The sequence below is a fragment of the Allobosea sp. 117 genome, from assembly GCF_000702305.1.
Classification (GTDB): Bacteria; Pseudomonadota; Alphaproteobacteria; order Rhizobiales; family Xanthobacteraceae; genus Ancylobacter.
Map to the genome: position 1 here is coordinate 857,739 of NZ_JNLC01000010.1, position 15,294 is coordinate 873,032.

Consider the following 15,294-nt stretch of genomic DNA (forward strand, 5'->3'; position numbering starts at 1 on the left):
TGGACAGCTTGCGCCGCCGTTCAGCCCGTCACCCGCGCTATCGCATAGGGCCTCAGCTCCAGCGGCCCGTCGAGCGGCGCCTCTGCCGGCAGCGCGCCGCCGCGTGCACCGGCAAGCGTGGTCTCGTCGAGCACGGCGGCGCGGACCCCGAAGGGCAGGCGCACTGCCTGCGTTTCGCCGGTGATGTTGGCGAGGAGCAGCGCCCGCTCGCCATCCGGGCCGCGTGCGGCCAGCGCCAGCACACGGTCCTCGGCGCTGGAGCGGCAGTCGAGCGCGTCCCAGCCCGCCATCGCGGCGAGCATCCGCGCGGCGTGGAAGGCGGGGCGCACGGCGCCGTCCGCCTCGATCAGCCCGAAATCCCCGGTCAGCGCCGCTCCGGTGAAGCTCGCGACGCCCGCCGCCGCCAGCCGCGCCGCGTAGCCGATCATCCATGCCGCCGCGAACAGGCCACGCTGGCGCGGATCGCGCCCCGTCATGGTGATGCGCCGCTCATAGGGGTTCGGCATGGTGCGCGAGCCATAGGGGTTATGGCGCATGCCGATGGTCGAGGGGCCGACGCGGTAGGGCTTGTCCGCACCGATGATGGCGCGCGCCGAGCGCAGCACGAAGGGCAGCGCCTCCAGCGACTGCATCACGCTGCGGTCGTCCGCGTCATGCACGATCGGGCAGGTGCAGTGGGTGACGAAATCGAGCTTTTCGGTCGGCGGACGCTTGCGGTTCAGCTCGGTGAAATAGCTGAACATGCCGCCGCCGAGGGCGAGCGAGGGGAAGGCGCGCCGCGCGGCGACATAGACCTCGTCCAGCGGCGGGCAGTCCGGCCAGACGCTGCCGGGCGGCGTCGAGCCGCGGTCGACCGAGGGGCTCACCGCGATGGCATCGAGCACGAGGCCCGCCTGCGCCACCTGTTCGGCGAGCTCGGCGAACTCGTCGGCGAGCGGCCGCTCGCAGGGCGCCACGCATTCGAGCGCGACCTCCGCCGGCTGCTGGCGGGCGATGCGGGCGAGCGCGACCAGCTCGGCGGCGCCGTGGCCGGCGGTCGGGTCGAAAGGACAGAGCAGGAGCTGCGGCGCGATCTCCGTCAGCCGTCCGATATGCGCCAGCGTCGCCTCCGCTTCGCCTGGCGCGAGGACGAGGCCGAAGCGCGGCACCGCGCCGATCGCCTCGCCGATCTGGATGCTCACCTCCGGGCTCGCCTCTGCGGCGACGGCGACGGCACCCGGCGCGGCCTCGATGCTCAGCCGCACCGCCTGCCGGTTCATGACACCTGCCGGCATCGCATAGGGCCAGGGCAGGGCGAGCGGGCGGACATAGGTCTTGTAGGAGGCGTCGGTCCAGTTGCGCTGGTCCTCCATCTCGAAGCTGTCGCCCTCCATGCGGCAGGTCGCGGTGACACCCGGCATCACCTCATGGGTGATCGCGCGCATCGCCTTGAAGGGCTGGTACGGGTCGATCAGGTCCGGCAGCACCGCATGCTCGACGCTGCCGTCGACATGCTCGACCTCGACCGCCCGGCCCGCCACCCCGACGATCGGGTGCAGGATTGTGAAGCCGCAGCGATTGGTAAGGAAGTCCTGCTCGGGCACCGCCTCGGCCTCGAAGGAGAGCCCGTCACCGGTGGCGCGGATCGTGGCGCGGTAGGCCAGCCGCTCGCCTTTCGCCCCGTGGCAGGTCGCGTCATAGGAGACCGTGAAGCCGTCCGCGTCCTCGGCCACGGCGAGATTTTCGAGCCGCGGCGCATAGGTGCCCCAGTCCTTGTCGCGCACCACATAGGAGACGGCGCGGATCACCTCGCGCCCGGCGAAGCGGATGTTGCGCAGATTGCCGCCGATCAGCTCGGCGCTGAGCGGACCCGCGGTCAGTCGGCGCGGCGCCGGCACCTCCTCGTCGGTGCCGAACAGCGCGAGGCACCGCTCGATCTCCGAGGCGGGCCGGTCAAGCACGGCCGGCACCCAGAGCGGCAGCCGGGGGTACTGCCGCGCGGCGGCGACGCACCGCGCCCCCACCGGCCAGCGCCAGCACGGCGATCACTGCGAGGCCCTGCACGATGTCCTGCGTGCCCGGCGGTAGGCCGGCGATCTGCATGGTGGTGACGATCAGCACCAGCAAAAGGCTGCCGAAGAAGGTTCCGAGCGCGGTGGAGGAGCCGCCGAAGATCAGCGAGCCGCCGAGCACCACCGCGCCGACCGATTGCAGCAGATAGGGCGTGCCCATCTCCAGGAAGGCGCCGCCGACATAGGCGCCGAGCAGCAGGCCGGTCAGCGCTGCCAGCACGGAGGAGGCGAGGAAGGCGGCGGTGATCACACGCCCCGTCCTTATCCCGGCGAGCTCGGCCGCCCGCTCGTTCTGCCCGACCGCCGAGAGCCGGCGGCCATAGACGGTGCGGCGGAGCAGGAAGCCGGCACCCGCCACGGCGATGAGAGCGATGATCAGCATGATCGGCACGCCCTCGACGCGCCCGGCTGTCAGCGTCTTCAGGAGCGGGCTCACCGAGAAGCCGGCTGCCCAGCGATTGGCGATCAGCGTGCCGGTGGCGAGGATGTAGCCGGTGGCAAGCGTCGCGATGATCGCCGGTATGCGCACCGCCACCACCAGCAGCGCGTTCACCGCGCCGGTGACGAGACCGATGCCGACGACGGTGGCAAGCGCCAGCGGCAGCCGGCCGTCGACGCCCTGCGTGACGACGATGCTGGCATAGGCCGAGAGCGTCAGCACGCTGGCGATGGAGAGGTCGATATTGCCGCGCCCGGTCGTCACCACCAGCATCTGGCCGAGTGCCACGATGGTGAGGAAGCTCGCCGAGACCGCGACGCCGGAGAGCGAGTGCAGGCTGAAGCGGCTGGTGAGCGCCGAGAGGATCGCCCACAGCACCAGCACGCCGATGAGCGACCAGACCCAGCGGTTGCGCTCCAGCCAGTCGGAGAGCTTCATCGCGCATCCTCCCGGCGGGCGGCGGCCGCCCGCAGCACCAGCATGCCGATCAGCAGGCAGCCCTGAACCGCCGCATTGTAATCGGTGCTGACGTTGAGCGCGCCGAGCAGCGCGCCGATCAGGGCCAGCGTTAGCGCGCCGGCCACCACGCCGAGCGGCGAGATCAGCCCGCCGAGCAGCGCGCAGCCGCCCATCACCACGGCGGCGACGCTGATCAGCGTGAAGGGACCGCCGGCATTGATGTCGCTCGCCGTGTTGATGGCGGTGAGCGCGAGGCCTGCCGCCATGGCGAACAGCCCGGCGATCATATAGCGCGCCACCGCGTAGCGCAGCGGCGACCAGCCGCCGAGCTTCATCGCATTGGCGTTGTTGCCGAAGCCGCGCAGCGTGACGCCGAGCGGCGAGCGGTCGATGGCGAGCGCTACAAGCCCCGCCACGCCGATCAGCACCAGCGCCGCCGGCACGCCGAAAAGCTGCCAGCCGAACAGCGCGGTGAGCCATTCCGGGCTCGACCCGCCGGGGGTCGGCTGCAGCGTGTAGCCGATGCCGATCCAAATGAAGGAAGCGCCCAGCGTCACCACGATCGCCGGAATCCGGCGGACCTGGATGGTGGCGCCGATCAGCCCGTAGGCGGCGATGCCGGCCAGCAGGCAGAGCAGGCCGAGCGCGGGACTGTCGACGAGCAGCGTTGCGCTGACGACATTGACCAGCCCTGCGAAGGCACCGACCCCGAGGTCGATCTCGCTGCCGCCGACCACGAACATCTGCGCGAGCGCCACCAGCACCAGCGCGATGGCCGGCCCGAGCAGCAGGTCGAGCCCGAACAGCGAGACGACGAGCGGATTCACATAGGCCATCAGCGCGAAGACGGCGGCCAGGCTCGCGAAGGGCGCGAGGTCGACGATCCATTCGGCGAGGCCTCGCCCGCCCGCGGTGGCGTCGCGCTCCAGTGCGCCGGCATGGGCGAAGGAGGCGTCGACGATCGCCTTTTCGCTGATCTGATCGCCCGTCAGCTCACGCACGATCTTCCCGCCGGAGAACACCAGCACGCGGTCGCATTCGAGGAACTCGATGTCCTCGGTCGAGTGCCACACCACGAGCCGCCCGGCGCGGGCGACGTCGGAGACGAGGGCGTAGAAGTCCTCCTTCGCCGCCACGTCGACGCCGCGCGTCGGGTCGTCGAACAGGATGGTGGCGGCGTCGCCGACCAGGGCGCGGGCGACCAGCGCCTTCTGCTGGTTGCCGCCGGAGAGATCGAGGATCGGGGAATCGAAGCGTGCCGGGTCGAGCTTCAGCCGCTCCGCCGCCCCGCGCGCTGCCGATCGCTCGGCGGGCTCGGAGACGAGACCGAGCGGGGGCCGCCCGCTCTGGCGCCCGAGCGCAATGTTGTTGAGCACGCTCCACAGCGGGAAGACGCCTTCCTTCTGCCGGTCGCCGGAGACGAAGCTCGCCTTGCCCTGCCGCGCGATGCCGTCCTGCACGCGCCCGAACAGACGATGCAGCAGCTCGCGCTGGCCGGAGCCCTCCAGCCCCGCGAGCCCGACCACCTCGCCGGCGCGCAGCACCACGTCGCGGCCGAGCGGGGCGACCACATCGCCGGAGATGCGCACGATCCCGGCGGCGTCGGCGGCGACCGCCGGCCGCGCGGCGCGCCGGCTCCTCAGCGCGCCCTCGGTCGGCCCGCCCATGGCGGCGACCAGCGCGGCGACCGAGGCCTCGGCGCTCGATCCGGTCCAGGCGACGCGCCCGTTGCGCAGCACCAGTATGGCGGTAGCGATCTCCACCACCTCCTGCAGCTTGTGGCTGATGAAGATGAAGGCGAGGCCGGCGGCCGCGCGCGCCCTGATGAAGGCGCGAAGCTGGCGCGAGCGCTCCAGCCCGAGCGAGGACGTGGGTTCGTCGAGGATGATGAGGCGCACCTTCGGCGCGGTGACAGCGCGGGCGATCTCCACCATCTGCCGCTGGCCGATCTGCAGGTGGCCGACCGGCGCGTCCACATCGATGCCGTGGCCGGGAAACACCTCGTCGAGCGCGGCATGCGCCCGCGCGCGGTAGATGCGGCGCCAGCCGGGCAGGGGCTGCGCCGCCTCCGGCGCTTCGAGGAAGAAGTTCTCCGCCACCGAGAGGTTGTCGCACAGCGACAACTCCTGATGGACGATGCGGATGCCGCCGGCCTGCGCCAGCCGCGTGTCGTAGAGCCCGGTGTCGATGCCGACGCCGCCGATCTCGATGGTTCCGGCGTCGGCGCGGGTGACGCCGCACAATATGCGCATCAGCGTCGACTTGCCGGCGCCGTTGCCGCCGACGAGGCCGAGCACGTCGCTGGCCTCCACCACGAGATCGATGCGGTCATTCGCCTGCGTCGGGCCGAACGCCTTCGAGATGCCGCCGAGCCGGGCGACCGCCGTGCCGGCGCTGCGCGTGGCGGGCTCGGTGTCGGCTTCGGTGGGAAGTGCGATCGCGTCCATGGCATCTCCCGCCGGACGGGCATCAGGGATCGACATGCCAGGATCGCGCCCCGGCATGTCGCGGCTCGGACGAAAGGCGGCGGTCATCGTCGGCGCTCCGACGGGTCAATTGCCGGCCTTGGCCTTGATCAGATTATCGACAACCCACTGCTGGGAGTAGCTCGGGCTGACGATGACGCCGGCCGGCAGGCTGGCATAGTCCTTGAGGTTGTCGTCGGTCACGGTGGCGACGGGCATGATCATCAGCTTGGGCGGGTTGGCGCCCTTGACGATCTCATAGGCCAGCCAGAACGCCGCGCCGCCGATGCCGGGCGTGGTGTTCATCGAGATGGTGGAATAGTTGTTCGCTTCGCGCTGCTTGGCCCACCACTGGATGAAGTTCGACGAGCCGCCGCCCTCGATGACCGGCATCTTCTTGGCGTAGTCGCCGCCATACTGCTCGAAAGCCTGCGCGATGCCGGTGTCGTCCGAGCCGCCCTGGCCGAGCACGGCGTCGACGCGCGGCAGGCTGGGTAGCGCGTTGGCCACCGCCGACTGCGCCACCGAGGCGGTCGCCTGTCCGTAGACGGTCGCGACCACCTTCACGTCCGGATAGTTCTTCAGCACCGCTTCCTGCGCGCCATACATGTCGGCGTCCGGCGCCGAGCCCTTCACGCCGCGCACGACGATGACGTTGCCCTTGCCGCCGATCTTCTTCAGCACCCACTCGGCCTGGTCGCGCTTGTAGCCCTTGAAGTCGAAGTTGAGCTGGTAGTTGCAGGGCGCTGAGGCGATGGAGTCGAACGAGACGACCTTGATGCCGGCCTTGCACGCCTTCTCGATGATGCCGTTCACGGCGGTCTCGGAGGCGGCGTCGACGGCGATGGCGTCGACCTTCTTCAGGATCAGCTCGGCGATCTGCGCGTTCTGCTGCGCGACCGTGCCGTCGCCGTTCAGGATGATGTAGTCGGCGATCCTGCCTTCCGCCTTGGCCTTCTCGGCTTCCGCCTTGAAGGCGTCGACCATCTGGTGGCGCCAGGTATTGCCGAAATAGGCGTTGGCGAGGGCGATCACCGGCTTGTCGGGCGTCGCGGCCGCGGGCGCGATGGCCGAGGCGGTCATCAGGGCGGCGGCCGCGCAGGCAAGCGCAAGGGTCTTCACATTCATCGGTTTCCTCCCATGGCGGCCCGGTTTCCGGGCTCTTGCTGTGGCGATGCGGGCGGGTGGGCCCGCTGCACGATGAGGATCACATTATCTCATTATACCAGTTGCGCAAGCCTCCCCGCCGGAGCATCGTCCGATCCATCACAAGGCCGCATGAACGGCCAAGAGGAAACGATGGGGTGGAACGCCATGGCCTATGCCGATCCGTTCGAGATCGTCGACCCGCGCTTTCGCGCCTATGCCATTCCCATCGCCGGGCTGGAGACGCTGCACACCGGCATGCGCTGGGCCGAGGGGCCGGTCTATTTTGCCGATATGCGCTGCCTGATCTGGAGCGACATCCCCAATAATCGTCTCATGCGCTGGTGCGAGGAGACCGGCGCGGTCAGCGTCTTCCGCGCCGATTCCAACTTCGCCAACGGCAATGCGCGCGATCCTCAGGGCCGCCTCGTCACCTGCGAACATCGCACCCGCCGCGTCACCCGCACCGAACCGGACGGCACGATCACCGTGCTGGCGGACAGCTATCGGGGAAAGCGGCTGAACTCGCCCAACGACGTGGTGGTGAAGTCGGACGGCACCGTCTGGTTCACCGATCCGACCTACGGCATCAGCGCCGATTACGAAGGCGGCAAGGCGACGAGCGAACTCGACGGGCGCTACGTCTTCCGCCTCGACCCGCGCGACGGCACGCTCACCGTGGTCGCCGATGATTTCGTGCAGCCGAACGGGCTCGCCTTCTCCCCCGACGAGAGCCGGCTCTACATCGCCGATTCCGGCTGGATCGGGGTCGGCGAGGGGCCGCGCCACATCCGCGCCTTCGAGGTGCGCGCGGACAACACGCTTGCCGGCGGCGCGGTGGTCACGCAGGTGTCCCCGCACGCACCGGACGGCTTCCGCGTCGATGGCGACGGCAACATCTGGTCGAGCGCCGGCGACGGCGTGCACTGCTACACACCGTCGGGCGATCTCATCGGCAAGATCCTGGTGCCGGAACGGGTCGGCAATGTCGCTTTTGGCGGCCCCGCCCGCAACCGGCTGTTCATCTGCGGCCACACCTCGCTCTACGCGGTGTTCCTCAACACGCGCGGCGCGGTGCGGCCGTGATGGCGAGCGCGATCAGCTCCGGATCGCGCGTGCGCCCCAGATGAGGATGCAGGCCCCGATGATGCCGGCGACGAGATAGCCGAGCCAGCCGCCGAAACCGATGCCGAGAAAGCTGAAGATGAAGCTTGCCACCGCGGCGCCGATGATGCCGAGCACGATGTTCATGAAGAGGCCGGTGTCGCTCTTCATGACCCCCGAAGCGATCCAGCCCGCGAGGCCGCCGATGATGATGGCGGCGATCCAGCCGATCTGAGCGTCTTCCATGCGAATCCCCCGTATGGTCGATGTGCTCCCACGCCGGGAGCCTATGCCGGTGGCGGGATAACGCAACCGGCATAGGCTCTAACGCCGAGGTGGATTGTTTGTGCCGCAGTGGAGAGGGCCTTTGCGCGAATTGACAGTCCCGCGACACGGTACGATCCTCGCTTGAAGCCTAGGGTTGTTGCGCGGGAAGGGATTGAAGTTGAGTCCGCAGCGGTTTGTGATCGATACGGCAGCCGTGGCGGCCGAGAAGTTCGACGACGAGACGGTGGTCCTGCATTTCGAGAGCGGACGGTATTTCAGTCTGGGCGGCGCGGCGTCGTGGATCTGGCAGGCATTCGAGCAGCCGAACGACGTTGCAACGCTCGCGACCGCCGCGCCGGGCGGCGCCTTGGGGCCGGCGCTCGCGGACATCGAGCGCTTCGTCGCGGAACTGGAGGCACTGAAGCTCCTGCTGCCTGTCTCCGGCGGCGCCGCATCCGCTCCGCTCGCGCCCGCGCCCGAGCTGTGGGCCGCGCCGTCGCTCGAGGTGTTCTCCGATCTCTCGGACCTCATCGCGCTTGATCCCGTCCACGAGGTCGACGCGATGATGGGCTGGCCGCGCCGTCCCGATCCGGGCATCGGCTAGTACCGTGTCGTGACCGCACTCACCGCACGGACGACGCATCCGACCGCACTCAACGCACAGCCTCCTTTCGATCTCCTGCCGGAAGGCGTGTTGGACACGCTGCTCGCCGGTCCGCCGGCGCTCCGCGCCGCGATCGGGCCGCTGTTGCTGGACATCCACGCCTCGGACGCAGAGACCGCGCGGCTCGCCACCCGCGCGCTCGCCCATGCGCGGGTCGAGCGGCATCATGATGGCCCCGACCGCCAGCATGTCCGCGTCGCCTTCATCGACTGCGCCCGTGCCGGCCTGCCGCCGCCGCGCGGGGTGCCCGGCACCGAGCATCTGCTGGCCCCGCATGACGAGGTGAACCTGCGCGAGGGAAATCGCATCGTCGCCATCCACCAGGCGGAGTCCCGTACCTGGGAAGGCTTCGATCCCCCTCGCGGAATCGGGGTGGTCTACACCGCCGACGCCGGCCGCATCGCGCCATGGGAATGGGCCTCGCCGGCCAAGCGCATCATCGAATGGGCGACCTTGGATCGTCCCTACGGGCTGCTGCACGGCGCGGTGCTGGCACGCGGCGGCGAGGGCTTCCTGCTCGCCGGCAATTCCGGGGTCGGCAAGTCGACCACCACCGCCGCCGCCATGCTGCGGGGCATCCAGACGGCCGGCGACGACGTCTCGCTGCTCGAATGGCGCTCCGATGGCGGGGTGACGGCGCATGCGGCCTATGACTCGCTGAAAGTCGGCGAGGCCTCGCTGGCGCTGCTCGGCGGCCGGATCGCGGCGGCCGGCGAGGCGGTCGGCCCCGGCATCGCCAAGCACATGCTGCGCATCACCGACATCGCGCCCGAAACTCTCGTGCAATCGGTCGATCTGAAGGCGATTCTCCTGCCGCGCCTGGCCGGTCTCGCGCGCACCGCGATCCGCCCCGCCGAGCACGGCGCGGCGCTGCGCGCGCTCGGTCCGGTGTCCAGCTTCGTGATGCGGGTGGCGCCCGAGGCGACCTTCGCCCGCGCCTCCCGGCTGGTGCGCAGCCTGCCGTGCTATGCTCTCGACCTGTCGGTCGATCCGCTGGAGGTCGCCGACACAATCGGCGATCTGCTGGAGCGCCCCGGGAGCCTTCCATGAGCCTGCAGCCGGGCGTGCCGCGTGGCGGCTGCCGGATATCCGCAGTCGTCACCGCCTACCGCTTCGAGCGCTTCATCCGGGCCGCCATCGCCTCGATCCAGCGCCAGAGCCGGCCAGTCGACGAGATCGTCGTGGTCGACAACCAGTCGGACGACGCGACCCCGGTGATCCTCGCCGAGCTCGCGGCGCAGGATGCGCGCATCGTGCTCGTCGACGTGCCCCCGCGCGGTCCCGCCGCCGCCCGCAACCGCGGCCTCGCTGCGGCTCGCGGCGACATTATCGCCATGCTGGACGGCGACGACGCCTGGCCGGCGGACAAGATCGCCCGGCAGATGGCGCGTCTCGAAGCCGAACCCGTCATCGACATGGTCACCGGCCCGACCAGCTTCACCGACGCCATCGACGACCACACGCTGGCCCCGCCGCCCGGCGCGCGCGTCGAGACCGTGCTGCAGCCGAACATCGGCGCCTGCCTCTATTGCCGCGCGGTGTTCGAGCGCCTCGGCGGCTTCGACGAGAGCTACCGCTACGCCGACGATCTCGACCTGCTGCTGCGCTTGCGCGATGCCGGCATCGCCTTCGACACGCTGCCGGAGGTCGCGTTGTATCACCGCCGCTATCCCGGCTCGCTGCTGACCACCGTGGACCCCCGGCGCTCGCAGGAGTTCGTCCGCGCGGTCGCCGCATCGCGGCGCCGGCGGCGCGAGCGCGGTTTGCCGCCGGCCGAGCCGCTGCTGGCGGGAGGCGTCGCATGAGCGGCATCTCGGTCGTCATCCCGGCCTTCAACGCATCGGCGACCATCCTGGAGACCCTTGCCAGCGTCGCCGCCCAGAGCCTGCCGCCGGACGAGGTGATCCTGATCGACGACGGCTCGACCGACGGCACCGCCGATCTGGTGCGCCGGTCCTTTCCGTCGGTCGCGGTGATCGCCCAGCCGAATGCCGGCGCCGCCGCCGCGAGCAATGCCGGTGTGCGACGGGCGCGCGGCGCCCTGATCGCGCTGCTCGATTCGGACGATCTGTGGCCGGCCGGGCGGCTGGAGCGGCAACAGGCGGCGCTCGCCGCCGCACCGGGGCTGGCGGGTGTCGGCGGCCATGTCGAGAGTTTCGTCTGCCCGAGCCTCGGACCCGAGGAGGCGGCGCGCTTCCACGTGCCCGACGTGCCGCAGCCCTCGCTGCTCTCCACCGCGCTGCTGCTGCGGCGCGAGGCCTTCGACGCGGTCGGACCCTATGCGGAGGACCTGCGCGTCGGCTTCGCCATCGATTGGATGCACCGGGCGCAGAAAGCCGGGCTCGGCTTCCTCACCTTGCCGGATGTCGTGCTGAGGCGGCGGTTGCGCCCCGGCTCGCTCTCCCGGCGCACCCCGGCGCGTGACAGCGGTTATCTCGAAATGGCGCGCCGCGCCATCGCCCGTGCGCGCTCGGCCGAGGGGCGGTCATGAGCCTGCCGGTCGAGCGCTACTGGCCCCCGCACGCCACCGCCCTTCTGCTGGCGGCGGCGCTGCACCCCTCGTCCGAGGCCGCCCGCGCAGCCTGGAGCGATTGGGAGGCGCTGCAGATATTCGAGGACGGGAACTGGGCCGAGCTGCGCATCTTCCCGACCGTGGCGCGGCGGCTGACGCAGCTCGGCATCGAGAGCTCGCTGGTGCCGCGCCTCGTCGGCGTGCGGCGCTTCATGTGGTCGAAGATGCAGAACCGCATCGTCGCGGTGCGGCCCTATCTCGCCGCCCTCGCCGAGGCCGGCATCGTGCCGATGCTGACCAAGGGTGCCGCGCGGGTGGCGCTCGACCCGCGCGAGGCGGCCGAGCGCTACAGCCACGACATCGACACGGTGATACCGCCCGGCCGATGGGCGGAGGCGGTCGACATCCTCGTCGGGCGCGGCCTCGTCTGCGAGTATGACTGGTCGCGCGACCGGCTGGTGAACCGCATGCGCGAGGCCCGCCATGCGCTGTCCTTCCGCATGGGCGAGGCCGATATCGATCTTCACCAGTCGGCGCTGATGCCCAACCGCCTGATCGGCGACGACGACGCGTTGTGGGCGCGCGCGGTTCCGGCGAGCTTCGCCGGCGTCCCGGTGGTGGCGCCATGCGCTCCCGACCGTTTGATGATGTCGCTCGCCCATGGCCTGCTCTACGACCCGGCGCGGCCGGGCGACTGGGCGCTCGACGCGGTCTCCGCCCTGCGCGCCCCGGCGTTTGACTGGACCGTGTTCGAGCGCGAGGTCCGCGCCCGCGGCCTTTCCGCCTTCGCCGATGCCGGCCTTTCCTTCCTCGTGGATGGGCTCGGGCAGGAGGTGCCGCCGGAGGTGCGCTCCCGCCTCGCGCAGGATGCGACGCCGGCTTTCCGCGAGGAGCTGGAATCGCTCTTCCACAGCCATCATCCGCGCACCGAGCGCGAGGAGGGCGCGCTCTGTTTCGCGCAGCTCGAACGGCTACGCGGCTCCGTGGAGCGTTCTTCGCCGAAGGGCGGCATCATGGTCGTGCAACGGGAATGGCGGCCGGCCCGTCCGACCAGCCTGCGTGACGCGCACATCCCTGTTCCCGCCGATCTCTCCGCCGTCGGCGAACTGCGGCTGCACCTACGCCTGCCGGCGAAGCTGCTCGCCGGCGATGGACCGCAGCGCTTCCGGCTGTTCGCGCTGGCCATCGTCGAGATCGTGCTCGCAGACTGGTTCGAGCCGCCCCTCCAGCCCGATGCGCCGCCCCGCGATGTGTGGATCGGCATTCCCGCCGCATTGCTCGCCCTGCACGAGGCGGGCGAGCTGCGCCTCTATCTCGCCGGTTCACTCCCCGCCGATCCCGAGGTGCCCGAATATCGCTGGGAGCAGATCCCCGCGTCGCCCGATGCGCCGGCGCTGGCGGTGCCGGCGCCCCCGCACGTCGAACCTCTGCAGGCCGCGGGGCCGGTGCGCGCGCTCCGCCGGCACGTGAAGGTCATGCTGCCGATCCTGAACCACCCGCTGCTGCGTCATCCCCGGCGCCTGCTGCCGCGGCTGGGCGACCGGCGTCCGACGCCATCGGAAAGAAGCTAGCGCTTCAGTCGCCTGGCGACGCCGCTCGCCTTCACGCCTTCCAGCGCGACCAGCAGCGCCGCATTGACGCCGAGCGCCAGCGCGATGCCCTCGAGGCCCAGCGGTCCGAAGCGGAACAGCGCCGCTGCCTGCGGCACGCCCAGCACGATCAGCAGCATGGCGAGCACGAAGGCCATCACCAGCGTCAATGCGAGGTTCGGCCGCGTCAGCGCGGTGACGAGCGAGGAGGAGAAGGAGCGGTCGACGACGATCAGCCCGACGCTGGCCAGCACCAGCGTCAGGAAGGTGCGGCTGCGCACCACCTCCGCCGGCAGCCCCTCGTGCAGCGAATAGAGATAGACGCCGGCGACCACCGCCAGGGCGGCGAAGCCCTGCACCACGCTCCAGCCCATCAGGCTCCCCGGCAGCAGGGGATCGCTGGGCTGGCGCGGCGGGCGGCGCATCAGGTCCGGCTCTTCCGGCTCCGCCTCGAAGGCGATCGAGCAGGCCGGATCGATGACCATTTCGAGGAACGCGATGTGCAGCGGCCCGAGCAGCGGCGGCAGGCCGAGCAGCAGCGGCAGGAAGGCGAGGCCGGCGATTGGCACGTGCATCGCCAGCACATAGCTCATCGCCTTGCGCAGATTGTCGAAGGTGCGCCGGCCGAGCCGCATGGTGCGCACGATCGAGTTGAAGTCGTCGTCGAGCAGCACCATCGCCGCCGCCTCGCGCGCCACGTCGGTGCCGCGCCCGCCCATGGCGATGCCGATATGCGCCGCCTTGAGGGCCGGGGCGTCGTTCACCCCGTCGCCGGTCATGGCGACGATGGCGCCGTCCGCCTTCAGCGCCTCGACGATGCGCAGTTTCTGCTCGGGCAGGATGCGCGCGAAGATCGCCGCCTCGCGGACCATGCGCCTGAAGCCGGCCTCGTCGAGGCCGGCGAGCTCGCTCCCGGTCACCGCTGGCGCGTCGTCGAGCCCGGCGTCGCGGGCGATGGCGGCGGCGGTCGCCGGATGGTCGCCGGTGATCATGGCGATGCGGATGCCGGCGGTCCGGCAGTCGGCGACCGCCTCGCGCACACCGGGGCGCAGCGGGTCGGCGAGTCCGACCAGCCCGGCGAAGGCGAGCGATTGGTCTTCCAGCCGCCCGGTCGGCGTGGGTGAGAGCACGCCCTCCGCCAGCCCCAGCACGCGCAGCCCGCGCGCCGCCATGTCCGCCGCCGCCGCGAGAACGGCCTCGGTGCGCGCCGGCGGCAGGCGGCAGAGCCGCACGATGGCTTCCGGCGCGCCCTTGGCGGCGAGCCACGGCGGCCGGTCGCCGGCCCCGGCATCCCAGGCGCGGGCCATCGCCGGCAGGTCGTCCCGCAGGCTGAACTCGTGGAGTGCCGTGCCGGTCCAGCCATCAGCCGGCAGCTCGGTGGCGAGCGCATGCAGCGCCCGCTCCATCGGGTCGAAGGTCTCGTCGCGGCTGGCCCGGCTCGCCAGCATCGCGAGCGCGGCGGCTGCGCCGTCCCTTGCCTTGCCGTCTGGCAGCGCTACCGGCGTACCTTCGGCGTCGCGCAGTTCGATCACCGTCATGCGGTTCTGTGTCAGCGTGCCGGTCTTGTCGGTGCAGAGCACAGTAGCCGCGCCCAGCGCCTCGATGGCGGCGGCGCGGCGCGTCAGCACGCGGGCGCGGGCGATGCGCACCGCCCCCATCACGGTGAACACGGTGAGGATGAGCGGGAACTCCTCCGGCAGCATCGCCATGGCGAGCGCGATGGCGCCCAAAGTCGCCTGCCACCAGTCGCCGCCTATGAAGCCGTACAGCAGGCCGGCCAGCACGGAGATGCCGATGCCGACCACGGCGAAGACCCGCACCATCTGGCGGGTCTGCGCGCGCAGGCGCGGCGGCTCGCGCTCGATGTCGCCGAGGTTCTGGCCGATGCGCCCCATCTCGCTGCGCGGGCCGGTGGCGAGCACCAGCGCGCGGCCTTGTCCGCGCACGATCAGCGAGCCGGAGAACAGCGCGGTCGCATCCTCCGCGCCGGCATGCACCTCCCGTCGGCCGGCAATGGTAGCGGCCGCCGCCTTGGCGACGGGCACGGATTCGCCGGTGAGCAGGGATTCGTCCGCTTCGAGCCCGCTGGCGGCGAACAGCACGCCGTCCGCCGGCACGCGGTCGCCCTCGCCGACCAGCATGACGTCACCGCACACCACCTCGCGGCCGGGAATGCGCCGCGCCTCGCCGTCGCGCAGCACCAGCGCGCGCGGGCTTGAGAGGTCGCGCAGCGCCTCGAGCGCCCGTTCGGTGCGCAGCTCCTGCACCACGGCGATGGCGACGGAGAGCGTGGCGAAGCCGAACAGGATCGCCGCTTCCGCCGGGTCGCCGAGCAGGAAATAGAGGAAGCCGGCGGCCAGCAGCAGCGCGAACATCGGCTCGCGCATGGTGTCGAGCACGATGCGCAGCGCCGAGCGGTGCTCGCCGCGCGGCAGCTCGTTCGGCCCTTCCCGCTTCAGCCGCAGAGCCGCCTCGCGCGACGAGAGACCGGTTTCCGCAAAGCTCGAATCCGGCGCGGTCTTCGGCGCCGTTCGCTCGATCAGGGCCATCGTTCCACAGGTCTCCGCCGCAGACTGCTCACTCTAGGGAAGCGGGCGG

General features: G+C 71.0%; 12 protein-coding genes. 6 read left to right on the top strand and 6 right to left on the bottom strand.

Annotated features, from left to right (window positions below; all coding sequences use genetic code 11):
* Positions 1–20: 20 nt before the first annotated feature.
* The 4 genes from U742_RS0106125 to U742_RS0106140 form a co-directional block, all read right to left on the bottom strand.
* Positions 21–2,003, bottom strand: a complete 1,983-nt coding sequence (locus U742_RS0106125) for a D-apionate lactonase (protein WP_348981009.1) — start codon at positions 2,001–2,003, stop codon at positions 21–23.
* The gene (locus U742_RS0106130; RefSeq protein WP_029351071.1) at positions 1,933–2,928 is read right to left on the bottom strand and encodes an ABC transporter permease; all 996 of its coding nucleotides are present in this window, start codon (positions 2,926–2,928) and stop codon (positions 1,933–1,935) included. The genes U742_RS0106125 and U742_RS0106130 overlap by 71 nt, the downstream gene beginning before the upstream one ends.
* Positions 2,925–5,396 carry an ATP-binding cassette domain-containing protein gene (locus U742_RS0106135; protein ID WP_038360478.1) on the bottom strand — a complete coding sequence of 824 codons (2,472 nt, stop codon included), beginning with the start codon at positions 5,394–5,396 and terminating at the stop codon, positions 2,925–2,927. Before U742_RS0106135 ends, U742_RS0106130 begins: the two co-directional genes overlap by 4 nt.
* Before the next feature lie 105 nt (positions 5,397–5,501).
* Positions 5,502–6,542 (bottom strand): ABC transporter substrate-binding protein, encoded by a 1,041-nt coding sequence (locus tag U742_RS0106140; protein ID WP_029351075.1) that lies wholly within the window; start codon positions 6,540–6,542, stop codon positions 5,502–5,504.
* 171 nt (positions 6,543–6,713) lie between these two features.
* On the opposite strand from U742_RS0106140, the gene U742_RS0106145 reads away from it, so the two are divergent.
* Positions 6,714–7,646 carry an SMP-30/gluconolactonase/LRE family protein gene (locus U742_RS0106145; RefSeq protein ID WP_248310272.1) on the top strand — a complete coding sequence of 311 codons (933 nt, stop codon included), beginning with the start codon at positions 6,714–6,716 and terminating at the stop codon, positions 7,644–7,646.
* A gap of 12 nt (positions 7,647–7,658) precedes the next feature.
* Here U742_RS0106145 and U742_RS0106150 read toward each other — a convergent pair whose 3' ends face one another.
* Positions 7,659–7,910, bottom strand: a complete 252-nt coding sequence (locus tag U742_RS0106150) for a GlsB/YeaQ/YmgE family stress response membrane protein (RefSeq protein WP_029351078.1) — start codon at positions 7,908–7,910, stop codon at positions 7,659–7,661.
* A gap of 217 nt (positions 7,911–8,127) precedes the next feature.
* Here U742_RS0106150 and U742_RS0106155 point away from each other — a divergent pair, with 217 nt between their 5' ends.
* The 5 genes from U742_RS0106155 to U742_RS0106175 are packed head-to-tail and all read left to right on the top strand — an operon-like array spanning position 8,128 to position 12,678.
* Complete coding sequence (locus U742_RS0106155) at positions 8,128–8,535, top strand: PqqD family protein (RefSeq protein ID WP_029351079.1); 408 nt, start codon at positions 8,128–8,130, stop codon at positions 8,533–8,535.
* Positions 8,536–8,544: 9 nt separating this feature from the next.
* Positions 8,545–9,645: a phosphoenolpyruvate carboxykinase (ATP) gene (locus tag U742_RS0106160; RefSeq protein ID WP_156034138.1), complete on the top strand. Its 1,101-nt coding sequence runs from the start codon at positions 8,545–8,547 to the stop codon at positions 9,643–9,645.
* Positions 9,642–10,400, top strand: coding sequence for a glycosyltransferase family 2 protein (locus U742_RS0106165; RefSeq protein ID WP_029351084.1), 759 nt, complete (start codon positions 9,642–9,644; stop codon positions 10,398–10,400). Before U742_RS0106160 ends, U742_RS0106165 begins: the two co-directional genes overlap by 4 nt.
* Positions 10,397–11,086, top strand: a complete 690-nt coding sequence (locus tag U742_RS0106170; RefSeq protein ID WP_029351086.1) for a glycosyltransferase family 2 protein — start codon at positions 10,397–10,399, stop codon at positions 11,084–11,086. The genes U742_RS0106165 and U742_RS0106170 overlap by 4 nt, the downstream gene beginning before the upstream one ends.
* Positions 11,083–12,678 (top strand): nucleotidyltransferase family protein, encoded by a 1,596-nt coding sequence (locus U742_RS0106175; RefSeq protein WP_029351088.1) that lies wholly within the window; start codon positions 11,083–11,085, stop codon positions 12,676–12,678. The genes U742_RS0106170 and U742_RS0106175 overlap by 4 nt, the downstream gene beginning before the upstream one ends.
* Here U742_RS0106175 and U742_RS0106180 read toward each other — a convergent pair.
* A complete protein-coding gene (locus U742_RS0106180; RefSeq protein WP_038360481.1) occupies positions 12,675–15,245 on the bottom strand; it encodes a cation-translocating P-type ATPase in 2,571 nt (856 codons plus the stop codon). The genes U742_RS0106175 and U742_RS0106180 overlap by 4 nt on opposite strands.
* Positions 15,246–15,294: the final 49 nt, after the last annotated feature.